The organism is Roseateles sp. P1_C1_2 (genome assembly GCF_056406535.1).
Genome location: NZ_JBFUAB010000012.1, coordinates 159,383 through 184,469 on the forward strand (window position 1 = coordinate 159,383; position 25,087 = coordinate 184,469).

At 67.8% G+C, this 25,087-nt stretch carries 16 protein-coding genes; 9 read left to right on the top strand and 7 right to left on the bottom strand.

Annotated elements, in window-relative coordinates; all coding sequences use genetic code 11:
* The first annotated feature begins 193 nt into the window (after positions 1 to 193).
* The 3 genes from AC1D2H_RS13810 to purB all read left to right on the top strand — a co-directional run bounded on the left by AC1D2H_RS13810 (position 194) and on the right by purB (position 4,091).
* Entirely contained in the window at positions 194 to 1,378 is a 1,185-nt protein-coding gene (locus AC1D2H_RS13810) for a YjgN family protein (RefSeq protein ID WP_478011358.1), read from the top strand.
* Positions 1,378 to 2,406: a M48 family metallopeptidase gene (locus tag AC1D2H_RS13815; protein WP_478011359.1), complete on the top strand. Its 1,029-nt coding sequence runs from the start codon at positions 1,378 to 1,380 to the stop codon at positions 2,404 to 2,406. The genes AC1D2H_RS13810 and AC1D2H_RS13815 overlap by 1 nt, the downstream gene beginning before the upstream one ends.
* A gap of 308 nt (positions 2,407 to 2,714) precedes the next feature.
* Complete coding sequence (purB, locus tag AC1D2H_RS13820) at positions 2,715 to 4,091, top strand: adenylosuccinate lyase (protein WP_478011360.1); 1,377 nt, start codon at positions 2,715 to 2,717, stop codon at positions 4,089 to 4,091.
* Positions 4,092 to 4,206: 115 nt separating this feature from the next.
* Here purB and AC1D2H_RS13825 read toward each other — a convergent pair whose 3' ends face one another.
* Positions 4,207 to 4,716 carry a GNAT family N-acetyltransferase gene (locus AC1D2H_RS13825; protein ID WP_477931608.1) on the bottom strand — a complete coding sequence of 170 codons (510 nt, stop codon included), beginning with the start codon at positions 4,714 to 4,716 and terminating at the stop codon, positions 4,207 to 4,209.
* A gap of 73 nt (positions 4,717 to 4,789) precedes the next feature.
* On the opposite strand from AC1D2H_RS13825, the gene AC1D2H_RS13830 reads away from it, so the two are divergent.
* From AC1D2H_RS13830 to AC1D2H_RS13855, 6 genes are read left to right on the top strand one after another with little or no spacing between them, the layout of a single operon-like run.
* Positions 4,790 to 7,015: a putative bifunctional diguanylate cyclase/phosphodiesterase gene (locus AC1D2H_RS13830; protein WP_477931607.1), complete on the top strand. Its 2,226-nt coding sequence runs from the start codon at positions 4,790 to 4,792 to the stop codon at positions 7,013 to 7,015.
* Positions 7,015 to 7,818 (top strand): orotidine-5'-phosphate decarboxylase, encoded by an 804-nt coding sequence (gene pyrF, locus AC1D2H_RS13835; RefSeq protein WP_478011361.1) that lies wholly within the window; start codon positions 7,015 to 7,017, stop codon positions 7,816 to 7,818. The genes AC1D2H_RS13830 and pyrF overlap by 1 nt, the downstream gene beginning before the upstream one ends.
* 2 nt (positions 7,819 to 7,820) lie before the next feature.
* Positions 7,821 to 11,126 carry a PAS domain S-box protein gene (locus tag AC1D2H_RS13840; protein WP_478011362.1) on the top strand — a complete coding sequence of 1,102 codons (3,306 nt, stop codon included), beginning with the start codon at positions 7,821 to 7,823 and terminating at the stop codon, positions 11,124 to 11,126.
* Positions 11,127 to 11,154: 28 nt separating this feature from the next.
* Positions 11,155 to 11,868: a queuosine precursor transporter gene (locus AC1D2H_RS13845; protein WP_477931604.1), complete on the top strand. Its 714-nt coding sequence runs from the start codon at positions 11,155 to 11,157 to the stop codon at positions 11,866 to 11,868.
* Positions 11,869 to 11,891: 23 nt separating this feature from the next.
* Entirely contained in the window at positions 11,892 to 12,161 is a 270-nt protein-coding gene (locus tag AC1D2H_RS13850; RefSeq protein ID WP_478011363.1) for a hypothetical protein, read from the top strand.
* Positions 12,162 to 12,205: 44 nt separating this feature from the next.
* Entirely contained in the window at positions 12,206 to 12,337 is a 132-nt protein-coding gene (locus tag AC1D2H_RS13855; RefSeq protein WP_478011364.1) for a hypothetical protein, read from the top strand.
* A gap of 65 nt (positions 12,338 to 12,402) precedes the next feature.
* Here AC1D2H_RS13855 and AC1D2H_RS13860 read toward each other — a convergent pair whose 3' ends face one another.
* From AC1D2H_RS13860 to AC1D2H_RS13885, 6 genes are all read right to left on the bottom strand, one after another.
* Positions 12,403 to 14,457 (bottom strand): alpha/beta hydrolase family protein, encoded by a 2,055-nt coding sequence (locus AC1D2H_RS13860; protein ID WP_478011365.1) that lies wholly within the window; start codon positions 14,455 to 14,457, stop codon positions 12,403 to 12,405.
* A gap of 65 nt (positions 14,458 to 14,522) precedes the next feature.
* A complete protein-coding gene (locus AC1D2H_RS13865) occupies positions 14,523 to 17,537 on the bottom strand; it encodes a TonB-dependent receptor domain-containing protein (RefSeq protein WP_477931600.1) in 3,015 nt (1,004 codons plus the stop codon).
* A 496-nt stretch (positions 17,538 to 18,033) separates the two neighbouring features.
* Positions 18,034 to 18,735: a PEP-CTERM sorting domain-containing protein gene (locus AC1D2H_RS13870; protein ID WP_478011366.1), complete on the bottom strand. Its 702-nt coding sequence runs from the start codon at positions 18,733 to 18,735 to the stop codon at positions 18,034 to 18,036.
* A 235-nt stretch (positions 18,736 to 18,970) separates the two neighbouring features.
* Complete coding sequence (locus tag AC1D2H_RS13875) at positions 18,971 to 21,952, bottom strand: TonB-dependent receptor plug domain-containing protein (RefSeq protein WP_478011367.1); 2,982 nt, start codon at positions 21,950 to 21,952, stop codon at positions 18,971 to 18,973.
* A 282-nt stretch (positions 21,953 to 22,234) separates the two neighbouring features.
* Positions 22,235 to 24,565 carry a xanthine dehydrogenase family protein molybdopterin-binding subunit gene (locus AC1D2H_RS13880; protein ID WP_478011368.1) on the bottom strand — a complete coding sequence of 777 codons (2,331 nt, stop codon included), beginning with the start codon at positions 24,563 to 24,565 and terminating at the stop codon, positions 22,235 to 22,237.
* Complete coding sequence (locus AC1D2H_RS13885; protein WP_477931596.1) at positions 24,562 to 25,026, bottom strand: (2Fe-2S)-binding protein; 465 nt, start codon at positions 25,024 to 25,026, stop codon at positions 24,562 to 24,564. Before AC1D2H_RS13885 ends, AC1D2H_RS13880 begins: the two co-directional genes overlap by 4 nt.
* Positions 25,027 to 25,087 lie beyond the last annotated feature (61 nt).

Genomic DNA, 25,087 nt, shown 5'->3' on the forward strand with positions numbered 1-25,087 from the left:
CGTCATAGGGCAGGCAAGGGGATCACAAGTCGAAACGATTCTAGCCAGCGCCCCGGGGGCGGCCGCCCGTGAAAAAGGCCTGTCGGCTGGGGCCGACAGCCACCGCAGCCAGGGGTTGCCAGCCCGGCCCCGGGCCGCCAGAGTGTCGCCCGGCCCACTGCAGTAGACGGTGGCCATCATCCAGGGAGTGCTCATGCTCGACATCAATGCCGCCGCCGACGCGGCTCCTTCGCCGTTGCCGCCCGTGCCGCGTGTCCTCGAAATCCGCTTCACGGGTTCGGGCAGCGAATATTTCCGCATCTGGGCCGTCAATCTGCTGCTCACCCTGGTCACGTTCGGGCTCTATCTGCCTTTTGCCAAGGCCAGGCGCATCCGCTACTTCTACGCCAACACGCTGGTCGACGGCCAGGCGCTGAGCTTCCATGGTGACCCGTGGAAGATGTTCCGCGGCTTCCTGCTGCTGGTGCTGCTGATGGGGGTCTACAGCGGCGCGGGCCGTTTCTCCACCACGGCGGCCTTCATCGCCTTCCTGATCCTGTGCGCCGTCTGGCCCGCGCTGTGGCGGGCCTCGCTGCAGTTCCGCCTGGGCAACACCAGCTGGCGCGGCCTGCGCATGCGCTTCGACGGCTCATTGCGTGACGCCTACCTGAGCTGTGCACCCAGCTATCTGCCGGCCATCGCCCTGGTCGGCGGCGCGTCGGCGCTGGACCCCGAGGCCATCAAGGCCGGCGGCGGCTTCACGCCGGGCATGGCGCTGTACTCCATCGGCGCGCTGTGCATGATGCTGTTCACGCCCTGGTCGCTGACGCTGTTCAAGCGCTACCAGCACAACGGGTATCGCATTGCCGGCCAGCATGGCCGCGTGAAGCTGTCGGTGGCCAAGGTCTATCTGCTGTCGCTGAAGACCGTCGGCATCGCGCTGCTGGCGATGGCCGTGGCCGGCACGATCGTGGCGGTGATGTTCGTGCTGGCGCGGGCCATGGGAGGCACCGGACGCGGCGCCACCGGTGCCGTGCTGGTGACCATCGGGCTCACGCTCAGCTATCTGCTGACCTTCGCCGCCGTCTTTCCCTACGGGGCGGCCCGCATGCAGAACCTGGCGTGGAATGGCACACGCAGCGAGGCGCTGGGCTTCAAGAGCCGGCTGAAGTTCCGCTCGCTGTTCACGCTGACGCTGAAGAACTGGCTGCTGACGGCGCTGACGCTGAGCCTGTACCGCCCCTTCGCGGCCGTCGCCACGGCGCGGCTGCGCCTGGAAGCGGTCAGCATCGGCTGCGATGACGACCCCGCCGACTGGGTGGCCGCCAGCCAGCATGGGCATGCGGATGCGACCGGCGACATCGCAGGCGACTTCTTCGGCATCGACATGGGCCTGTGATGGACAGCACTCCCCGCCTCACTGCCGACTGGTTCGATGGGCGCAGCGCCCGTGCCAGGCCCGTCGAGGCCTGGCTGGATGGCGGCCTGCTGCACTTCGGCGACCAGAGCGCACCGCTGGCCGGCGTCACCTGGCCCGAGCGCCAGCGCCATGGCCAGCGGCAGATCCTGTTGCCCGGTGGCGGCCTGCTGAACTTCGCCGACGCGCCAGCCTTCGATGCCTGGGCGCAGGCTTCGGGCCGCGGCGACAGCGTCGTCGTGCGCTGGCAGCAGAGCTGGCGGCTGGCCGCGCTATCCCTGGTGCTGCTGGTGGCCGGCTTGGCCGCGGCCTACCGTTGGGGGCTGCCCTGGGCGGTGGACACGGCGGTCAACGCCATGCCGCTGGCGGCCGAACGCCGCCTCGGCGAGCATGTGCTGAACAGCCTGGAGGGCGAGTGGCTCAGGCCCAGCCGGCTATCGGCCGCGCAGCAGCAGGCCTGGCGCGGGCGCTGGGACAGCGCCGTCGCGAGGGCGCGCAGCGGCGGTGGGCCGACCCTGCCCGAGCGCTTCGAGATCCACTTCCGCGATGGCGGCAAGACCCTGGGCCCGAACGCCTTTGCACTGCCCGGCGGCGACATCGTCATCACCGACGAACTGCTGGAACTGCTGGCCGACGAGCCCGATGCGGTGATGACGGTGCTGGCCCACGAGATCGGCCATGTGCGCCACCGCCATGGCCTGCGGCTGATGCTGCGCGCCGGCGCGGTCAGCATCGTGGCCTCGGTCATCGTCGGCGACTTCTCGGCCCTGCTGGCCTCCGCGCCGGCCGTGCTGGCGGGCAATGCCTATTCGCGCGACAACGAGCGCGAGGCCGACCAATACGGCCGGGCGCTGGCGCGCGCCGGCGGCGCCGACACCGCGCGCATGGCAGCCTTCTTCAAGCGCCTGGCCGAGAAGCACAAGGCGACGGTGGAAAACAGCCCTTTGGCCATCGCGATCTCGACCCATCCGGCTGACGAAGAGCGGGTGCGGTTCTTCAGCGAGCGCTGAACGGGAGGGTCTGCAAGGCCGCTGGGTGCCGCGTTTGCGGCAGAACCGGCCCGCGAGTAGGCGTGCTGCGAAACTGGGGCTGCTGCCCCAGCGAGCGGGGCAACACCCGCGCGGGCCGGTTATGTCGCAAACCCTTCGGGGCGTGGCTTTGCCGGCGCTGGTCGGCGTTGCGACCCTTCCCCAGGCAGAAAAGCCTGGGCGGCGGCCCGCGCCTGGCCCAGCATCCGGCAAAGACCTCGCCGCGACACGCAGGGGCCTTGCAGACCCTCCCTAGAATTGCGGGTTTTCCACGATCCGCCCGGCCCGCCATGTCCACTTCCGAATACTCCGCCATCAGCGCCCTCTCGCCGCTGGACGGCCGCTATGCCGCCAAGGTCGCGGCCCTGCGCCCGCTGCTGTCCGAGTACGGCCTGATGCACCGCCGCGTGCAGGTCGAGGTGGAGTGGTTCATCGCGCTGTCCGACGCCGGCTTCAAGGAGTTCAAGCCGCTGTCCAGTGCCTCGCGTTCGCGCCTGCGCCGCCTCGTGAAGAAGTTCAGCGAGGCCGATGCCGAGGAGATCAAGGCCATCGAGCGCACGACCAACCACGACGTCAAGGCCGTCGAGTACTGGATCAAGCGCAGCTTCGAGGGCCAGCCCGAACTGCTCGCCGCGAGTGAGTTCGTGCACTTCGCCTGCACCAGCGAGGACATCAACAACACCAGTCATGCGCTGATGCTGAAGGCCGCGCGCGACGAGGTCATGCTGCCGGCCCTGGACGGCATCGTCGCCACGCTGCGCAAGATGGCCCACCAGTTCGCGGCCGTGCCGATGCTGTCGCGCACGCATGGCCAGACGGCCAGCCCGACGACGGTGGGCAAGGAGATCGCCAACGTCGTGGCCCGCCTCGTGACGGCGCGGGCCCGCATCGCGGCCGTCAAGCCGCTGGCCAAGATGAACGGCGCCGTCGGCAACTTCAACGCCCATCTGTCGGCCTGGCCCAAGCATGACTGGGAGAAGTTCTCCAAGGGCGTCATCGAGAAGCAGCTGAAGCTCACGTTCAACCCGTACACCATCCAGATCGAGCCGCACGACTACATGGCCGAGCTGTTCGACGCCTTCACGCGCGCCAACACCATCCTGATCGACTGGTCGCGTGACGTCTGGGGCTATATCTCGCTGGGCTATTTCAAGCAGCGCACCAAGGCCGGCGAGATCGGCAGCTCGACGATGCCGCACAAGGTCAACCCCATCGACTTCGAGAACGCGGAAGGCAACTTCGGTCTCGCCAGCGCGGTGCTGACCCACCTGAGCCAGAAGCTGCCCGTGAGCCGCTGGCAGCGCGACCTGACCGACTCCACGGTGCTGCGCAACATGGGCGTGGGCCTGGGCTACGCGTTGCTGGCCTATGAATCGCTGGCCAAGGGCCTGGGCAAGCTGGAACTCAACGAAACCGCACTTGCCGACGACCTCGACGCCGCCTGGGAAGTGCTGGCCGAACCCATCCAGACCGTCATGCGCCGCTTCGGCCTGCCCAACCCCTATGAGCAGCTCAAGGAGCTGACGCGCGGCAAGGCCATCACCCAGGAGTCCATCCGCGCGTTCATCGAGGGCCTGGACCTGCCCAAGGCCGAGAAGGCGCGACTGCTGAAGATGACGCCGGGCAGCTACACGGGCCTGGCGCAAGACCTGGCCAAGCGAATCTAATGGCTTTGCGGGACAGACCGAGCGAGCGCAAGCGAGTAGCTCTGTCCCCAACCGATTAGAGACGCTTTGCGGGACAGACCGCCCGAGCGCAGCGAGTAGCTCTGTCCTCAACTGATCAGAGCACGAGCTTGAAGACCCTCGAGGGCTCGTTGTAGCCCTCGAGCTGCTCCTGAGCTCCCTCGACGAAACCCAGCTTGCCCAGCAATGCCACGCTGGGTTCGTTGTCGACGGCCGTGATGGCCATCAGCACCGGCCAGCCCAGTACGGCCTTGGCGTGGGCTACGCAGGCGCGCGCGGCCTCGACGGCATAGCCCTGGCCCTCGTGCTCGGCCAGCAGCGCGTAGCCGAGGTCGGGCTCGGGCAGGGCGGGGCGCCTGAACAGGCCGCACATGCCGACCAGCACGCCGTCCGCGCGGCGCTCCAGCGCCCAGAAGCCGTGGCCGAGCTCCCGGTAGGCCTTGAAGAGCCGCCCCTCGGCCCAGGCCAGGGCGTCCTCGACGCTGCGCACGCCGGGGTCGTTGATGTTGCGTATCCAGCCCGGTTCGTTGACAAGGCGGAGCAGGAAGGGTGCGTCTTGCGGTGTGAATTCACGCAGCGACAGGCGTTCGGTATCCAGGATGTGCATGAGACCAGACAATAACCGGTCATGCTCCGCTCCCCTTCTGCCTGTCAGACCACCGCCGCCGCATAGCCGTTTCATGAGCCTCGCGCCCGACTCCAGCGACAACCCTGCGCTCAGCCAAGTGCTGCGCGAGCTGGACGTCATCCTGGCCAACGCGGGCGTCGGTGTCGTCTTCGTGAAGGCGCGCACCCTGGTGCGCTGCAACCAGCGCTACGCCGAGATCTACGGCTTCGACAGCCCGGAAGCGGCCGTCGGCAAGAGCAGCCACGAGCTCTACGAAACCGAGCAGGACGCGCGCGGCCTGGGCGCCCGGGCCTACCCGGTGCTGGCCGCCGGCGAGACCTTCCGCGGCGAGCAGCTGATGCGGCGCCAGAACGGCGAGCTGTTCTGGGCCCATCTGACCGGCCGCCTCATCAATGCCGACGATCCGGCCGACGGTTCGATCTGGATCGTCGACGACATCAGCGAGCGCAAGCAGGCCGATGCCGCGCTGCAGGACCTGCACGCCGAGCAGCAGCTCATCTTCGACCACGCCATGGTCGGCATCGTCTTCCTGCGCGGCCGCCGCGTGACGCGTTGCAACCGCGCCTTCGAGCAGCTGTTCGGCTACGAGCCGGGCGAGCTCGACGGCCAGCTGTCGCGCGCCTGGTACCTGAGCGACGAGGACTGGAAGGCCGCCGGCGACCTCTGCTATGAACCGCTGTCGCGCGGCGACTCCTTCCATGCCGAGATGCTGCTGGCCCGCAAGGATGGCAGCTCCATCTACTGCGAAGTGCGCAGCAAGGCCATCGACCGCAGCGACCTGTCGCGCGGCTCCATCTGGATCACCCAGGACATCAGCGCCCGCAAGCAGGCCGAGCTGGAGCTGGTGCAGGCCAAGGCCCAGCTCGAGGCCCTGGTCGAGCAGCGCACCCAGCAGCTCAGCCAGACCGTCACGGCGCTGGAGCTCAAGGTGGCCGAGCAGCAGGCCGCCGAGGCCCGCGCCGAGCGCCTGGCGCTGTTCGACGGCTTGACCGGCCTGCCCAACCGCCACCTGCTGGCCGACCGTGCCAGCCAGGCCATCGACATCGCGCGCCGCGGCGACGAGCCGCTGGCCGTGCTCTTCCTCGACCTGGACCACTTCAAGAACGTCAACGACTCCCTCGGCCACCGCGTCGGCGACAGCCTGCTGAACCAGCTGGCCGGCCGGCTGCGCGGCGCCGTGCGCGAGCAGGACACCGTGGCCCGCATGGGCGGCGACGAATTCGTCCTCGTGCTGCCGCTGACCGACATCGCCGGTGCGGCCCACCTGGCCACCAAGCTGATGGCGCTGGCCAGTGCGCCCTTCCATGTCGACCAGCAGGAGCTGACCGTCACGCCGTCCATGGGCATCGCGATGTTCCCGACCGACGGCGACGATTTCGACACCCTGTGCAAATGCGCCGACGCGGCCATGTACCGTGCCAAGAAGGACGGCCGCAACGCCTACCGCTTCTTCACGAGCGAGATGCAGGCCCAGTCGGCCCGCACGCTGCAGCTGGAGAACGCATTGCGGCGCGCCCAGGAGCGCAACCAGCTCAGCCTGCATTACCAGCCGCAGTTCGCGCTGGATGCTGGCGGCGAGAGCCACATCGTCGGCGCCGAGGCGCTGCTGCGCTGGAACCATCCCGAGCTGGGCTGGGTGTCGCCGGCCGAATTCATTCCCGTCGCCGAGACCTCCGGCCTCATCCTGCCCATCGGCGAATGGGTGCTGCGCGAGGCGCTGGGCCAGTTGCGCCGCTGGGATGCCGCGGGCCTCCCCGAGCTGACCATGGCCGTCAATCTGTCGGCCGTGCAGTTCCGCCATGACGACCTGCCCGAACTCGTCGGTCGCGTGCTCGATGAAGTCGGCATGCCGGCCGAGCGCCTGGAGCTGGAGCTGACCGAGGGCGCCGCCATGGACAACCCGGCCGTCGCCATCACCGTCATGAACGAGCTGCATGCCCGCGGCGTGCATCTGTCCATCGACGACTTCGGCACCGGGTATTCGTCGCTGTCCTATCTGAAGAAATTCCGCGTCAGCAAGCTCAAGATCGACCAGTCCTTCGTGCGCGACCTGACCGATGACGCCGAAGACCGTGCCATCGTCGACGCCGTCATCCGCATGGCCGGCGCCCTGGGCCTGCAGACGCTGGCCGAAGGCGTCGAGACCGAGGGCCAGCTCGCCTTCCTGCGCCGCCAGGGCTGCCAGGCCGTGCAGGGCTATCTGTTCAGCCGGCCGCTGCCGGCCGAAGCTTTTGCAGAATTCGTGCTCGCCCGCACCATTCCCATCTCCGCTTACTGATGACCTTCGTTGCCCAGCTCCAAGCCCTGACTCCCCAATCGCGCCTCTGTGTCGGCCTCGACCCGGAGCCGTCCAGGTTGCCGGGTGCCTGGGCGGGTGATGCGTCGAAGTTCTACGATTTCTGCGCGGCCATCGTCGACGCCACCAAGGACCTCGTCTGCGCCTTCAAGCCGCAGATCGCCTACTTCGCCGCCCACGGCGCGGAGGCTCAGCTCGAGCGCCTCATCTCACACATCCACGAGGTCGCGCCCGGCGTGCCGGTCATCCTCGACGCCAAGCGCGGCGACATCGGCTCCACGGCCGAGCAGTACGCCCGCGAGGCCTTCGTGCGCTACCAGGCCGACGCCGTCACGCTGTCGCCCTTCATGGGTTTCGACTCCGTCGAGCCCTACCTCGCCTATGAGGGCAAGGGCGCCATCCTGCTGTGCCGCACCTCCAACAAGGGCGGCGACGACTGGCAGATGCAGCGCCTGGCCGACGTGCCCGGCCAGCCGCGCCTGTTCGAGCACCTGGCCCATCTGGCCGAGACGCAGTGGAACCGCAACGGCCAGCTCGGTCTCGTCGTCGGTGCCACCTACCCCGGCGAGATCGCCCGCGTGCGCGAGCTCGCGCCCACGCTGCCCCTGTTGGTGCCCGGCATTGGCGCCCAGGGCGGCGATGCGGCCGCCGTCGTGCAGGCCGCCGGCCGCAGCGCGCCGCTGGCCGTGAACTCCTCGCGCGCCATCCTCTACGCCAGCAGCGGTGCCGACTTCGCCGCGCGCGCCCGCGCCGTCGCTGAAGCCACCCGCAGAGCCCTCGCCTGAACATGGGGCGGACCGGCGACGAACTCAGCAGCCTCGTCGGGCACGCCGAACCGGCCGAAGAGCAGCGGGAACGTTTGCAAAGCAGCATGCGCTGGCAGGCCTCGCGGGTCTTCCTGCTGGCCTGCGGGCCGGTCTTCGTGCCGGTGGCCTTCCTGCTGTGGTTCACACGCCAGCCCGGTGAGTGGCTGGACGGCTGGCCGCCCGCGGCGCTGGCGCTGCTGATCGCGGTGCTGGCCCTGCTGCGCCTGGCGGTGCTGACGCGCGCGCCGCGCCGCAAGGAGCAACCTCTCATCGCACTGGGCATGATGACGCTGGTGCTGGCCCTGCCGGTGGCCGCCGCGGTGTCGCGCGACCTCGGCCTGTGGTCGCTGAGCCTGCCGCTGATGAGCCTGGTCGTCGCCTTCGCGACCGGCTTGCTGGGCCTGTCCGCCGGCGTCGTGTTGACGCTTCTCGGGGTGCTTGCCCTGGCCGGCCTGGGCGCTGGCGAGGCGCTGGGCTGGGCCACCCATCCCATGGCCTCGTCCAGCCTCGCGCTGCGGGCCATCGTGCAGTTCAGCCTGCTGGGCTCGGGCCTGGTGGCGGGCCTGGGCCTGCTGAAGATGGTCAAGCGCTCCCTTGCCGAGGCCGACGAGCGCACCGCGCGCTTTCGCGGCCTGCTCGGCATGGCGGTGGACTGGTACTGGGAGATGGACCGCGAGTTCCGCTTCACCCATGTCGCCGAGGAGAGACCCGGTGCCTCGGGCCTGGACCTGAATTGCCGCCTCGGCAAGACGCCCTGGGAACTCGACGGCATGGGGCTGAACGACGATGAGCTCGATGCCCACCGTGCCGACCTCGAATCGCACCGGCCCTTCCACGGCATGGTGGCGCGCCGCGTCGGCGTCGACGGCAACCCGCGCTGGGTCTCGATCAGCGGCGAGCCGCGCTTCGACGCGCAGGGCAATTTCCGCGGCTACTGGGGCGTGGGCCGTGACGTGACGGGCGAAGTGGCCGCCGAGCAGACCGTGCAGGCCACCGAGACACGCTACCGCGAGTTGTTCCGCCGCTCGCCCAGCCCGCTGGTGCTGCACCGCTGGGGCCGCGTCGTCGACGCCAACCCCGCCGCCATGGCCATGTTCGGCTATGCGCAGCGCTCCAGCATGATCGGCCAGGACCTGTTCAGCCACTACGAGCCGGGCGACGACGAGACGGCCCGCCAGCAGGCCGCGCGCCTGGAAGGCATGGCCCCGGGCGCCATGCAGCCCATGGCCGAGTACCGGCTGCGCACGCTGTCGCGCCGCCGCCGCCTCGTGCAGGCCACCAGCGTGCGGGTCGAGACGGCCAGCGGCCCGGCCACGCTGACCTTCTTCACCGACCAGACCGAGCAGAGCCGGGCCCAGGACGCGCTGCGCCGCAGTGAAGGCCTGCTGTCCCATCTCGTCGCCACCAGCCCCGACCTCATCACGTTGACCGAGGCCGAGAGCGGCCGCTACGCGATGGTCAACAAGGCCTTCGAATCCCTGACCGGCTGGAACAGCACCGAGGTGCTGGGCCGCACGTCCGAGGAGATCGGCATCTGGCACAACGCGGCCGACCGCACGGCCGTGCGCGAATCCATCCGCCGTGACGGCATCGCCAGCAATGTGCCCATCAGCTTCCGCCGCAAGGACGGCAGCGCCGTCTCCATGCTGGTGTCGGTCGCGCCCTTCGAGATGGACGGGCAGAACTACCTCGTGCTGTATGCGCGCGACGTGTCGGAGAGCGAACGCACCCGCCTCGTGCACGGTGCCATCCTCGAGAACGCGTCCATCGGCATTGCCCTCACGCGCGACCAGCAGTTCGTGCTGGCCAACCCGCGCGTCGAGGCCATGTTCGGCTGGGAGCGCGGCGCCTTGATCGGCCAGCATGGCAGCGTCGTCTGGCCCAGCGTCGAAGACTGGCAGTCCGTCGGCCGCGACCTGGGGCCGCGCCTGGCCAACGGCGAGCAGGTCGAGGCCGAGCGCACCATGCGCCGCCGCGACGGCTCCACCTTCCTGGCCCGCCTGCTGGCCCAGGTGGTCGACACCGCCCACCCCAGCCGCGGCGGCACCATCTGGATCATCGAGGACGTCACCGAGCGCCGCCGCGTCGAGGACCAGCTCGCCCACGCCAAGGACGAGGCCCAGGCCGCCAGCCGCGCCAAGAGCGCCTTCCTGGCCAACACCAGCCACGAGATCCGCACGCCGCTCAACGGCCTGCTCGGCCTCGGCCGGCTGGCCCAGCAGCCCGACATCTCGCCGGAGCAGCGGCGCGACTACCTGAACCAGATGATGGACAGCGCCGAGAGCCTGTCCGGCCTGATCTCCGACATCCTCGACCTGTCCAAGATCGAGGCCGGCCGCCTGACGCTGGAGACCCAGCCCTTCTCGCTGCGCGAGCTGCTCGGCTCCATCCGCCTGGCCTATCTGACGCTGGCGCAGGCGCGCGGCCTGACCTTTGCCGTCGAGATCGACCCGGCCCTGCCGAGCTGGGTCTTCGGCGACCCGCTGCGCACGCGCCAGATCCTGTCCAACTACCTGACCAACGCGCTGAAGTTCACCGAGACCGGTGGCGTCACCGTCAGCGTGCGCGCCCTGCCCGCCAACGCGCGCGGCAGCGCCGGCGAATGGGTGCATGTCGAGGTGCGCGACACCGGCCCCGGCATCGCGCTCGAGCAGCAGGGCCGCCTCTTCCAGCCCTTCACCCAGGCCGACGAGTCGACGACGCGGCGCTTCGGCGGCACGGGTCTGGGCCTGTCCATCTGCCGCGAGCTCGCCACGCTGATGGGCGGCGAGGTCGGCGTCAACAGCGCACCGGGCGAGGGCTCGGCCTTCTGGGCCGAATTGCCCCTGCCCGCCGCGCCGGCGCCCATGGCCCACCAGCCGCGCGAGACGCGCGCGCAGAGCGCGGCCCACGAGGCCCTGCACGGCCGGCGCGTGCTGATCGCCGAAGACCACCCGGTCAACATGCTCATTGCCGTGGCCCAGCTCGAGCAATGGGGCATGGAGGTCGCCCAGGCCAGCGACGGCCGCCAGGCCATCGAGGCCGTGCTGGCCGCGGCCAGCGTCGGCAAGCCCTTCGACATCGTGCTGATGGACGTGCAGATGCCCGTCATGGGCGGGCATGACGCGACGCGCGAGCTGCGCAAGCACTTCAAGGCGTCGGAGCTGCCCATCGTCGCGCTGACGGCGGCGGCGCTGATCTCCGAGCGCGACGACGCCTTCGCGGCGGGCATGAACGACTTCCTGACCAAGCCCATCGACACGCCCAAGCTGCACCAGACGCTCTTGCGCCTCACCGGCGCGCGCTGACAATGCCGGCTCCAACAGGAGGAGCCCCATGACCCCATCAGCGCCCCGCAGCTTCAAGTACTACGACTTGATCATGGCGGCCTTCGTTTGCGTGCTGCTGTGCTCCAACCTGATCGGCGCGGCCAAGGCGGCCCAGCTGACGCTGCCGGTCATCGGCACGGTCACCTTCGGCGCCGACCTGTTCTTCTTTCCGATCAGCTACATCTTTGGCGACATCCTGACCGAGGTCTACGGCTATGGGCGCGACCGCCGCGTTGTCTGGGCCGGCTTCGGCGCGCTGGTGTTCTCGGCCTTCATGGCCTTCGTCGTCGTCAACCTGCCGCCGGCGCAGAACGACTTCATGGCGGCCTACCAGCCGCACCTGGACGCCGTCTTTGGCAACACCTGGCGCATCGTGGCCGGCTCCATGATCGCCTTCGCCTGCGGCAGCTTTGCCAACAGCTTCGTGCTGGCCAAGATGAAGATCGCAACGGCCGGTCGCTTCCTGTGGGCGCGCATCGTCGGCTCCACCGTCGTCGGCCAGCTCGTCGACACCGGCGTCTTCTTCCTGATCGCCTTCTACGGCATCTGGCCCAACGACCAGCTCTTCGCCGTCATCGTCACCCAATATCTTTTCAAGACCATCTGGGAGGCCGTCATGTACCCGCTGACGGCCAAGGTCGTGGCTTTCCTGAAGCGCGTCGAGGGCGAAGACCATTACGACCGCGGCACCAACTTCAACCCCTTCTCCATGAAGGTCTGAGGCTGCGGCGCTAGAGTCCACCCATGCTGCGCCGCTTCGCCCTCGTGCTGATGCTGCTCGCCGGCCTGGCCCTGGTGCCGCTGGCGCGCGCCAGCCAGCCCTGCTGCGAGCAGGGCGGCTGCGATGCGATGCCGGCCTGCGTCGCCGTCTGCGCGCTGTGCGCCAGCAGCCCTGCGGCACTGCCCGCGCTCGAGCCGGTGCAGTTCACCACCGCCCCGGCCTGCCTTGGCCCGGTGGCGCTGATCGTGGCCTTTGCCGATTGGATTGACGAGATCTGGACGCCGCCCGACTAGGCGCGGGCGTCTTCACTTCGGTCATCCAACTTCAAAGGACATCCATGAAAACGAAACTGATCCGCGCCGCTGCTGCGGTCGCCCTGCTGTCGGCCTCGGCCGTCGCCTTCGCCGCCAAGAACTGTTGCGGCGACCTGGCCTGCTGCATGCAGCAACTGATGGCCTGCTGCCTGTAAGCCAGGCCGCAACGGAAACGGCGGCCCTCGGGCCGCCGTTTTTTCTTGGCACGCGGGTCAGGCTATCAGAGGCCGCCCTTGCCGCAGCCCGTTGCCAGATAGCTGCTGATCAGGTTCAGCTGATCGGCATTGGTCTTGCGCGTCCAGGCCGGGCCGTGGGCGTAGTCCTGCAGCACGTGATATTCCACGGGCTTGCCGGCGGCCTTGGCCTTGTCGACGAAGAGTTCCGACTGGATCAGCGGCACGGTCTGGTCCCGGTCGCCGTGGTAGACCATGATCGGAATCTCGATCTTGTCGGCCTTCGCGAGCGGATTCAGGCCACGCATGGTGGGCTCCTGGGCCGACTGGAAGAAGGGGTTGGTGAACAGGCGCGCGCCGATGCGCTCGATGTCGGACACGCCGGCACCGGCGATGGCGCATTTGTACAGGCCGTTGGGCCGCACCGCAGCGGCAAACGCCGAGTAGCCGCCATAGGAGAAGCCGAACATGGCGATGCGCTTGGGGTCGGCCAGCTTCTCGCTGACCAGCCACTTGGCGCCGTCGTCCTTGTCGTCCTGCATCTTCTGGCCCCACTCGCGGTCGCCGGCGTACCAGAGCGTGCGGCCCCAGCCCGCCGAGCCGCGGAACTGCGGCTGTAGCACGACGCGGCACTGCGACACCAACAGCGGCACCCAGCCCGAGCGGTCGTAGTCCATCGTGTCACGCGCCCATGGGCCGCCGTGCGGATGGATGACGGTGGCGTATGGGCCCGGGCCGCACAGCTGCGGATTGGGCACCGTCAGGTAGGCCGGGATGTTGAGGCCGTCACGGGCCTTGTAGTAGACGAAGCGAGCCGTGCCCAGCGCACGCTTGTCGACCTCGGGGTACTCCTTGGCCAGCAACTGGATGCTCTGGCCGCGCAGCAGATAGTGCTCGGTGGGGTAGGTCAGGCCGCTGACGCGGATCAGATAGGCGCCGCCGACGTGGGATACCAAGCGCACCTGCACGCCGTCGGAAGCCTTGATCGTCGCGCGTTCGCCGCTGGCCACGTTCGTCAGCTCTTGACTGACCTGCTTGATGCCCAGCGCCTGCGTGACGCCGCGTACGGCCGCGTCGAATCCGGGGTTTTCCCAGTGATCGTCGCCGCCCAGATAGCCGTCGTAGGCGAAGCCCTCGAAGCCATCCGGGCCCGGTGCGCCGTCGTCGCGGGCACTGCGCACGCCGGTGGCGTCGAAATACTTGTGCTCGAACAGCGTAGCGCCGATCTTGCGGGTCGCGATGTCGTACTCGTACAGCCCGGTGAACTCACGCCCCACGTTGCTGCGGATGACGGCCGTCCCGGGCTTTCCCCCGGGGGCGACGACGTCCACGACGTCGCGGTTCTTGACGTAGCTGCGGAAGTGCTCGACCCATTCGCCATCCGCGCCCCGCAGGTCAATGGCGATGAACGCGCCATCGCCGTCGATGCCCGCGCGCGACTTTTCCCAGGCTTGCCCGGCGTCGTTCACGCGCACGGTGTTGTCGGTCTCGCCGAGCCGCATGATGCGCGAGGTCTTGGCCGTGCGCAGGTTGTAGCGGTAGATGTCGCGGCCTTCGGTGCGCGAGCCGCTTTGGATGATGATGTTGTCGGGGTCGGACAGCAGCCGGTTGAGCACCGTCGGGTTGGCCAGCGCGGCGACCTTCTTGGCAGCCTCGGAGCGGGGCACGTCGCCCGACACCGTCGGCTCGATCCAGTTCTTGCCCTCGAGGTCGGTGAACAACAGCTTGGAGATGAAGGTCTTGGTGATCTCGTCCCCACGCCAGTCGTAGGGCTGCGTCATCGTGACCTGCAGCATGTCGTTCTTCAGGAACGAGGCGCTGCTGATCTGCATGTTCTTGGCGCCGATCACGGTCGGCTTGGCCGCGAGGTCGGCCAGCTTCCAGACCAGGATGCTGCGGTTGTCGCCCTGGCTCTGGACGGCAATCATGTGCTTGCCGTCGGGCGAGATGCGGAAGCCCGTCATGCCCGGGAACTGCGCCAGCGTCTCGACGCTGGGGACACGGATCGGGGGCGGCGCATCGGCGGCCAGGGCCGGCTGGGACAGGGCGACGGCGGCTGCGATCGCAAGCAGCCGGCCCATCTTGTTCAAGCAGGTTTTCATGGGTGTGGCACCTAAAGAAAAGCCCTGGCAACCGCAGTTGCCAGGGCATCAGACCGTCAGATCGATCAGAAGGTCTTCGAGACGTTCACGAAGACGCGGCGGCCCATGTAGTCATAGCCGCTGTACAGCGGTGCGTTGCCCACGAGGTTGTAGACGCCCGAGGAAATCGTCGGGGGCTTCTTGTCCATCAGGTTGCGCACGCCGACGGTGGCCTTCCACTTGCTCACGGTGTCGCTGTAGGTCAGCGACATCGAGTGCAGGAAGTAGGCCGGCGTGTTCAGCTTGAAGCGGCTGGTCGCCGGATCTTCCTCGTAGTAGGCGTAGCTCGACGTCTTGTCGATCCACTCCAGGCCGTAGAAGACGCTCCAGTTCTTCAGCGTGTACTTGACGTCCAGCTGACCCGACCACTTCGGCGTGCCGACGTTGCCGTTGGTGTCATCCAGCGCGTCTTCGGCGAACAGCTTGCTGGCCTGCGACTTGTACTGCGTCAGCGACAGGTCCACCTTCAGCTTGCCGGTGCCGATCTCGTTGGTGTACTGGGCCGTGTAATCGAAGCCGCGGACGATGTCCGTGGCCAGGTTCACATAGCTGTCGTTCACCGTCAGTGCGTTGGAGGTGGGGTTGCGAGCGTTGACCAGACGGCAGAAGCCGCCACCCTGGCGGAACTGCGGATCGTCGTAGCAGCGCTGCAGGATGGCGCCCGTGCCGGCGCGCGACACGCCGTTGTCCACCTTCAGGTCGAAGCGGTCGACGGCCAGCGACAGCGAGCCCATGCCGGTCGGCAGGGTGGGCTGCAGCACGATGCCCCAGGAGGCGTTCTTGGACGTCTCGGCCTTCAGGCCGGCAGCGCGGCCGCCGGAGTTGACGACGGTGATGCTGGACGTGGCCTGGTAGCCCGCGGGCAGGCCTTCGGCGGCGCAGTTCTTGGCGCGGGGCGTGCCGGCCTTGGCCGGATCGTCCCAGCTGTTGCAGGGGTCACCGGCGCTGCTCAGGAAGCCGGTGGTGGCGCCAAGGAACTGCTCATACAGCGCCGGGGCGCGGTAGGAGGTGCCGTTGGTGCCACGCAGCGAGATCCAGCTGGCGGGAGCCCAGACGGCGCCGAACTTGTACGTCGAGTCCGAGCCATAGGATTTGTAGTCGGCGTAACGCGTCGAGGCGTTCAGCGTCAGTTCCTTGGCCAGGGGCACGTTCTTCAGCACCGGGATTTCCAGCTCGCCGAAGAAGTCCGTGGCCTTGTCGCTACCGCGCGTCGGCGTGGACGAGGTCAGGTTGTACAGGTTGTTGTTCTGCGAATCGAGCGACGGCGTGTCGTCGATCTTGTTGCTGCGGAACTCGGCGCCGAAGGCGGCCTTCACTTCACCGTAGGGCAGCTTGAACAGCGAACCCGTGACCGAGGCGGTCACGACGTCTTCCTTGTACTTGGTCAGGCCCGTGACGTTCTGCCAGACGTAGTCGACCCAGGCCTGCGGCAGCTGGCCGCCGATGACGGCGGAGGTCAGCTTGGGCGCGGCCACGCAACCGGCGGCGCCATTCGCGCAGGCGAAGCCGCTGCCGCTGGCGACCACGTTCAGGCTGTTGGCCAGACGGTCGGTCAGGAAGGATTGCTGGTTGTAGCTGCCACGGCTTTCGGCGTGGGTCCACGACGCGTCGTAGTCCCAGTTGATGGCCGGGATGGCGCCGCGCAGGCCGACGGCCGTGCGCACGAAGTCCACGTTCTGGCTGCTGCTGTCGTTGCCGAAGCCGATGAAGGCGCGCACGCCGACGTTCTGGCCGTTGCTGGTGTTGACCGGGCCCGAGAAGGTGCTGGAGGCCAGGTTGGACGGGATCAGGGGGCTGCCCTTGATGTAGTCCAGCGACAGCTGGCGATAGCCGACCTGCGAGGACTCGCGGCGGTTCAGCAGCACTTCGTAGTACAGCTCGGCATCACCCAGGGCCTGCAGGTCGACGCCGCCCTGTGCGTAGAGGTTGTGGTTGCGCACCGGCGAGATCAGCGTGCGGTTCAGCGTGCGCGGATCGAAGGTGTCGCGGATATTGGTGTTGGTGGTCTGGCCACCGCCCACGCCTTCGAAGCCCACCAGGCCCGTCGTGACGGCCGAGTTCGGACGCCAGCGGTTGAAGCTCGTGCCCGTCGCGTTGACGGCGCCGACACCGGTCATGGTGTTGGTGCCGATGGTGTTGATGGTGACGCCGTTGGAGCCCGTGCCCGTGATGGGGTAGCACTTGGCCTTGCCCGTCAGCGGGTCGATGGTGTCGCTGCTGCCCCACTCGCCCACCACGCCGTTGACGCTGGTGCGGCGGTAGTCGGTATTGCAGGTGGTCCAGTCACGCTGGGCCAGCGTCATGCTGCTCAGCTCGTTGTAGTTGTACGAGGCCAGGAAGCGCGTGCGGTCCGTCACCAGGCCACCGGCAACGGAGAAGTTGTAGGTGTTGGCACCGCCGTCCACCGTGCGGGACATCGAGCCATCCACGGTGATGGAGGTCAGGTCCTTCTTGGTGATGATGTTGATCACACCGGCCACGGCGTCGGAGCCGTAGATGGACGATGCGCCGTCCTTCAGCACTTCGATGCGGTCGACGATGGAGTTGGGCAGCGTGTTCAGGTCGGCGGCACCGACGGAGCCGCGCGTGCCCGAAGGCGACATGCGGCGGCCGTTCAGCAGCACCAGCGAACGCGTCGGGGCGAAGCCGCGCAGGCCGATGGTGTTGGCGCCCGGGCCGCCGTCGGTGACGTAGCCACCGAAGGCATTGTTGACCTGGCCCTGGCCGCCGGTGACGGCCGTGCCCTGCAGGATCTGGGTGGTGGAGCTGTAGCCGGCCAGTGCGGCGTCTTCGGACTTCACGACCAGCAGCGGGGCTGCGGTGCTGTAGTTGTCGCGCTTGATGCGGGAGCCGGAAGTGACGAAGACCGTTTCCAGCTTTTGCGGCTCAGTTTTCTGAGCGGCAGTTTCTGCAGCGGGAGTCGACTTGTTGTCGTCGGCCGGGGTTTGTTGCGCAGCAGCGTGCTGCGCCAGGATCAAACCAAGGACTGCGAGCGCAATGGGTTTGCGGGCAGGTTTGAAATGGGAGAAAGGCGTGGGCATAAATGGTCCGTCAAAGGGGTGTTTCGAGCCCAGCCCCACCCGGGTGGGGCGGCGCGGCCATCAGGCTCGAAACTTCATGTTAGGGATACGACCCCCTTCGGGCTGGGGTCAGGGCGCCGACCTAGGGTCATCACTGATTTAACAAGTCCGTCGCTTAACCAGTTCTTGACCGTGCCGTTGCAGCAGTCCAACACTTGGGTTGGGCAGAAGCGCAGCAAGGCGATGCGTGGCGCCCGCGTCAGCGCGATCGGGACTGCCGTCCGGAAACTGTCAATGGAAACCTTTACATTCGTCAGCTTGGTGACGGAAACGGGGCGATTCGGGCGCGCGGGAATATCCGCGTCGGATCCGATTCATTACTGGTTGGAAAGATTTGGGGCCGTGTTGAATTTGCGGCCGCAATTAGGGTTTCGCTGTCCAGCCGAGGGGGTTTCCAGGCGGCCCGGAAATGCAAACGGCGGCCCCGTGGACCGCCGATTTCCGGGTTTCGGGCGCTTCAGCTGCGGCGGCGGCGCGCGCCGGCTGCCAGCGCCAGTGCCAGGCCAGTCAGCGCCAGGCCCGTGGGCTCGGGCACGCCGAAGACTTCGACCGCCGTGCCCTGCACGCCGACCGTGAAGCCGTTCCAGAACTCGTTGGTCAAACTGTTCCAGGTGACGGTGTCGAAGCTGCCCTTGAAGCGGATGGCGCCATGGGGTTCGCCCGTGCCGATGAGCTGGTACTCGAACACGCCGCCGCCATGGTCGATGACGTTCTTGGTCACATTGCCGCAGCCCCAGTAGCCGCAGCCGACGCTGAGGATGTCGAAGTCCTGGTCGAAGCCGTAGCCGTTGCCGTTCAGGCTGATGAAGGCGAACACCGGGTTGGCGACGGCCTGCGAGAAATGCAGGGTCTGGGAGCCGGCGTAGGCCAGTGCGATCTGGTCCGAGCCCGTGGGGCGGTTGTCGACGACGCTGCTGGTGTAGGGGTTGCCGGCGGCCCAGTAGTCGAAGCCGCTGCCGGTGTCGTAGAAGCCGATGCCCTGGCGGTTGGTGTAGGTCACATTGACCGTCGAGGTGGTCGTCGTGATGACGCCATTGCCCTGGAAGCCGGCGGCGTTGGGATTGTTGCTCTGCCAGTCGGTCCAGTAGACCGGATTGGCCTGGGCAAGCGCGGTGCCTGCGACGAGAGCAGTGGCGAGGAAATGCCGAAGAGCTTTCATGATGCAGGTCCCGACGAATAAATGATCAAGGACTTGCAAACTTCGCGCCATAGCCCTTTTCCCCTGGGCCGACAACGACGCCCGCATGCAGCGAGGGACGTCACTGTCAGCTGAGGCGACACCCGCAAACAGGGGGCGGTATGTCATGGGAAGCCGCGCCCGCGTTGGTGGCTTTGCCAAAAAAGAAAGGGCACCTCGCGGTGCCCTTCGTGCTTGCTGCGAAGCAGCGTCTGGATCACCAGAACTTGTAGTTTGCCGACACCGTGAAGTAGCGGCCGTACGGGTTGTGCAGGCCGGTGTTGTAGCCCAGCTGCGACCCCGTCGCGCCGATGGGATCGTAAGGAGCCTTCTCGTCGGTGAAGTTCTGGATGTTCAGGCTCAGCGTCAGATCCTTGAAGCCCCGGTACGTGTAGCCCACATCGAAAGTGATCCACTTGGACATCGAGCAGCTCGGGTAGCGGTTGATGTAGAGGTCGCGGCCGTTGGTTGCGGTGGGTGCGACACCCAGCACGGCGCGGCTGAACAGGTTCTGGTCGTTCAACGCGCCACCGTAATGGCAGGTCGTGCCCGAGTAGTACAGCGGCACGACAGCGGGCGTGTTGCCGGCGGCCGGGATGTTGGTGCCGTCCATCTGGCGGATGAAGGACAGGCCGCTGACGTAGTTCATCGCGCCGCTCAGCGTGTGCGAGCCACTTTCGAACGCTGACGTAAAGCGCATCTTCAAGCGTGGCACGTCGGGCGCCGAAGTCGACCAGTCGGCAAGACCACCGCGGGTGCCCACCAGATTGTTCTTGGCGTACCCGGGGTGCTCGATGCGCTCGTATTTCAGCGTGTACTGGCCATTCAGCGAGTTGGTCCAGCGTACGCCGTCCATCACGGTGGCCGCCACTCGGGCCTCGAAGTCGATACCCGAGGTCATCGTCGTGCCCTGGTTGACCCAGGGCGTGGACACGGTCAGCAGCGGGCCGGTGCCGGCCACGCCGTTCAGCAGCAGGTTCGGGTTGGTGTCACGAACCACCGTGCCGGGCGGATAGGCCTCCGGATGATCGATCACGGACTGGCCGTCGGTCAGGGCCACTTCGTTGTTCTTGCGGATCTTCCAATAACCGAGCACGAGGTCCACGCCGGTGGTCGGGCTGAAGATCAGGCCCGCCGAGGTGTTGTACGAGTTCTCGGGCTTCAGGGTCGGGTTGCCGCCGCCCAGGCCGGCCACGCTCTTGGCGCAGTCGGCGGTTTCGGCGCCCGGCTTCGGCACAGGCGGTGTGGCTTCGGTGTTGCAGCGGACCGGGTCACGCAGGTTGTTCAGGAAGAACTGGGCACCGCCAGGGCTCACCTGCGACACCGACGGGGCGCGGAAGCCTTCGGAATAGCTGCTGCGGAAGGCCAGCGTGTCCAGCGCCTGCCACTTGACACCAAACTTCGGCACAAAGTTGGTCTTCAGCGTCGGGTACTTGTCGACGCGCCCGGCGAGGTTCAACTCCAGGCCCTTGAGCACCGGGGCGACGACTTCGACGAAGGCCGACTTGACGACGCGGGAGCCCTTCACGGCCGTGTTAGCCAGGCCCAGGACGTTGCCGGCGGCGTTCTCGGGATCCGGCTTGATATCGATGGCTTCGCGGCGAATCTCGATACCGCCTGCCAGGCCGATGGCACCGCCAGGCAGCTTGCCGAACGTGGTGCTGGCCTTGGCATCCCATTGCAGCACTTCGGCCGAGCCGCTGTTGAGCAGCGGGCGCGACAGGTCCGGGTCAGCCGCGATCGAGGCCAGCGAGCGGTTCGTGCCGCCAAAGGCGGTGCCCAGCATCTGGCGCAGCACCGGCAGGCGCAGGAAGCCGTAGTAGTACTCGTCGCGGTCCGATTTGTTCCACAGCAGGCCGGATTCCCAATCGATGTCGGCACCGACGGTGCCACGCACGCCGGCCAGCGCACGCGTGCCGGTGTTTGTCAGATCGAAGCCGCCCGGGGCGCTGGGGAAGCGCAACTGCACAGCAGCGCGGGCAGTTGGGAATGGGTTGTCGGGGTGGCCGACTTCCAGGATAGGCTGGAAGCTCGCGGCCAAGCCGGTGCCGTTGAAGTTGTTGGACGGGCTCAGGCCGTTGATGGTGCGCGGCGCGCCGAGGTACTGGCGCTTGCTGCGGCTGTACATGAACTCGGCGAAGCCTTCCACGGTCCCGCCGAGCTTGGCGGTGCCGCGCCCCAGCAGGTTCAGATCATCACCCGGGCTCTGCATCTCGGCGAACTGGTCGAGGTTGTAGTTGCAGAAGGTGCGGCCGAGCAGGTGGTTGGTCGTGATGTTGTAGCGAGCGGTTTCGCCAACGATCTTCTCGGCGTCCGAACAGGACGAGTTGTTGACCGTGTTGGTCGCAGGCACTGCGGCGGTCTGCGGGAAGCTGCGCGAGCCGGTAGCGCCATTTTCCTTGATGAACCAGGGCTGGTTGTTGTAGAGGAAGCTGCCGTAGGGGTTGCGGCGCAGGTTGATGGCACGGTAGTCGGCCGCCTGGATATCTTCGTCGGTCGAGTCGCCGACCATGCTGCGGCCCTTGTGGGTGAAGTCGATGCCTACGAAGACGTTGTAGCCCGTGGTTGCGAAATCGCCGAAACCGGCCGTGGCGCTGACGGTCTGGCGCTTGTATTCGCCGGCATCGTTGGCTGCGGCCAGGACTTTGACCTGGAAGCCTTGGTAGTCCTTGCGCGTGATGAAGTTGATCACGCCGGCCATCGCGTCAGAGCCATAGACGGCGGACGCGCCGTCCTTCAGCACTTCGATGCGGTCGATCGCCGACACCGGGATCGAGTTCAGGTCGTACAGCGTGGTCGTGCCGTTGTTCGGATTGGCGTAGGCCGACGGCGTCATGCGGCGACCGTTGATCAGCACCAGCGTGGACGTGGCGGTCTGGTTGCGCAGCGAAACCGTTGCGACGCCGCGAGAGAAGCCGTTCTGCGTGGCCGTGTCGTTGTAGCCGTCGTTGCCGATCGCCGGGATCAACTTCATCACTTCCAGCGCCGTGCGGGCGCCGCTGGCCTGGATGTCCTTGGCCGTGATGACGTCGATGGGCGATTCGGTCTCGCGCGAAATGCGCTTGATGTTGGTACCGGTGACTTCGACGCGCTCAAGCTGGGCGGCTTGCGTCTGCGCAATGGCCTGCACACAGAGGGCCTGAGCCGCCAGTGCGGTGAGCGTGATGGCGAGCTTTGGAATGTGTCCGGAGGATTTCATGGCAGTTAAGGCAGGTGAAATACGTCATCGCAGTCTGCTGCCGGCCTTCGCCGTGGACAAAGTCAGGTATGCCCCCTTGACAAGGCTGTACGCCATTTCCCGTTCTTTGCGAGTCAGAACGCGAATCTGGGGCGCCTCTGATAAAGGGGGGCAAACGATCCTCGGATCGGGTCGATCACTTGAATCGACCCCACTCGCGCTATGGACGTCGCGAGGATGTAAACGTGGTCAATAGGCAACGCATGACGATGCGGTTTGCTCGCGCCTGCGACGTGGGGGCAGTCAGCCGGCCAATGGCAGGCTGCGTCGCCGCTCGCCCGTCAGCGCGAACCAGGCATTGGCCAGTGCCGGCGCCACCGGCGGCAGGCCCGGTTCACCCACGCCCGTGGGTGGGCCCTCGCTCGGCATGAGATGAGTCTCGATGACGGGGCATTGCGCCAGCGTCATCAGGGGGTGATCGGGGAAGCTCTTCTGCTGCACCTCGCCGCCCACGATGTCGATGCGCCCCCACAGCGCGGCCGTCAGGCCGAAGACGATGCAGCTCTCCATCTGGCGCACGACGATGCCGGGGTTGACGACGGTGCCGCAGTCGATGGCGCAGACGACGCGCTTCACGCGCGGCTTGCCGTCCTGTTTCGTCACTTCGATGACCTGCGCCACGACGCTGCCAAAGCTTTCGTGCACGGCCACGCCACGAGCGACACCTGCGGGCAGCGGCTGGCCCCAGCCGGCCGCCTCGGCGGCGCGTTTCAGCACCGCCTGGTGGCGCGGCAGGCCCTCCAGCAGTGCAAGCCGGAAGGTCACCGGGTCGGCCTTGGCCGCATGGGCCAGCTCGTCGATGAAGCCCTCCTTGAAGAAGGCATGGTGGGAGTGCCCCACCGCACGCCACATGCCGACCGGCACGCCGCTGCGCATGGCCTGGTGGGCGACGCGCGCGTTCGGGATGGCATAGGCCAGGTCGAAAAGGCCTTCGGACGCCGTCTTGTCCGGCGCATCACCGCGCTTGAAGAGGGCGGCCGGCGCGCGGCCGTCGGGGAAGGCGTTGCGGTTGAGCACGTCCAACGTCGGCGCCAGGCCCGGTGCGACGCGCTCGACCCAGCGCGGCAGCATGGCGTCGGCCGCGTTCGTGATGGCCAGCGCCACCGGCTTGCCCGCGGCGTCCAGCCCGCCCTGCAGCACCGCCACCTCGGCGGGGCGGTAGAAGTCATGCGTCATGTCCTCCTCGCGCGACCAGACGAGCTGCACCGGCAGCCCGCCCATCTCCAGCGCGATGCGCACGGCCTGGGCGATGAAGTCCACGTCCAGGCGCCGGCCGAAGCCGCCGCCGAGATAGGTCACGTGCACGGTCACGGCTTCGGGCGCCACACCGGCCACGCGCGCGGCGACGTCGCGTGCAAAGCCCGGCACCTGGGTCGGCGCCCACACGGTGACATGGCCGTCCAGCACCTGCACCGTGCAGTTCATCGGCTCCATCGTGACGTGAGCGAGATGAGGCGCGCTGTAGACAGCCTCCAGCCTGGTCGCGGCACCCGCCAGCGCGGCTTTCGCGTCACCCTGATCCAGGAAGGCGAAGCCCTCGCCGGCCACGTGGGCGCGGCGCGCCTCGCTCTGCAGCGACGCGAGGATGGCCTTGGATTCCGGCTTGCCGTTGGGTGGCGCCTGCCACTGCACCTCCAGCGCCCTGGCGGCGTCGAGGGCATGCCAGGTGGTTCGGGCGACGACGGCATAGGCGGCGGTCGAGCCGGCGAGGGGGCCGAGGGCCACCACGCGCAGCACGCCGGGCCGCGCGCGCACGGCGTCGACATTGGCCGGCCCCAGGCCGCCGCCCAGCATGGGGCAGTGGCGGATGGCGGCAAAGACCTGGCCGTGCTCGCGAACGTCCAGGCCGTAGCGCGCGCTGCCGTCGACCTTGGCAGCCAGGTCCAGGCGCGGCAGGGCCTGGCCGATCTGCGTCCACTGGCTGCGCGGCTTCAACACGACGTCGCCCGGCGGCGTCAGCGCGGCCTGGGCGGCGAGGGCGCCGTAATGGCTCAGCGCGCCGCTGGCGTGGTGGATGACGCCGGCCTTGACCGACAGCTCCGTCACCGGCAGCTTGTGCTTCAGCGCCGCGGCGCCCAACAGCTGCGCACGCGCCGTGGCAGCGGCCAGGCGCAGCGCATCCCAGGCATCGGCGGTGGTCGACGAGCCCCCGGTCAGGTTCAGCCCCAGCTCGCGCGCCACCTTGGCCGTGACCCAGGACGAGAACTTGAAGGCGCGGCGCGTCGCGTCGCGCGGGCCGAAGGGCATATTGCCCAGGGAGGCGGCGACATTGCCGTAGATGGCGTCATGGCCGGCCTCGGTCAGCCGCACCGTATGCAGCGCCACGTCCAGCTCCTCGGCCACCAGTTGGGCCAACCCCGTGTGCACGCCCTGGCCCATCTCGCTGCGGTTCATGGCCAGCAGCACCGTGCCGTCGGCGGCGATCTTGATCCAGCCGTTCAGGCCCACCTCGCCGTCGACCGGCGGCAGCGTGTGCGAGTTGCCCAGGCGCGAGCGCGGCGGCATCAGGCCCCAGCCGACGATGAGGGCGCCGAGCGCACCGGCGCCGGTCAAAAGCAGCGTGCGCCGCTTCACTTCTTCAGCCCCTTGGAAGCCTGTTTGATGGCGGCCCGCACGCGCGGGTAGGTGCCGCAGCGGCAGAGGTTGGTCATCGCCGCGTCGATGTCGGCGTCGCTCGGGTTCTTGTTCTTCGCCAGCAGGGCCGCGGCGGCCATCAGCATGCCGCTCTGGCAATAGCCACACTGCGGCACCTGCTCGGCCAGCCAGGCGAGCTGCAGCGCATGCGGGTGGTCCTTGCTGCCCAGCCCCTCGATGGTCGTGATGGCCTTGCCGGCCACGGCGCCCAACGGCGTCACGCAGGAGCGCGTCGCCTGGCCGTCGACATGCACCGTGCAGGCGCCACAGGCCGCGATGCCGCAGCCGAATTTGGTGCCGGTCAGGCTCAGGCCATCGCGCAAGGCCCACAGCAGCGGCATCGCCGGGTCGCTGGCGATGTCCGGCAGCGTCGCGACCTGGCCATTTACTTTCAGTTCCATCGAGGCAAGCCCGGGTGGGGCGAAACATCAAAACAGCAGCCCAGGATAGCGGCCAAGACCG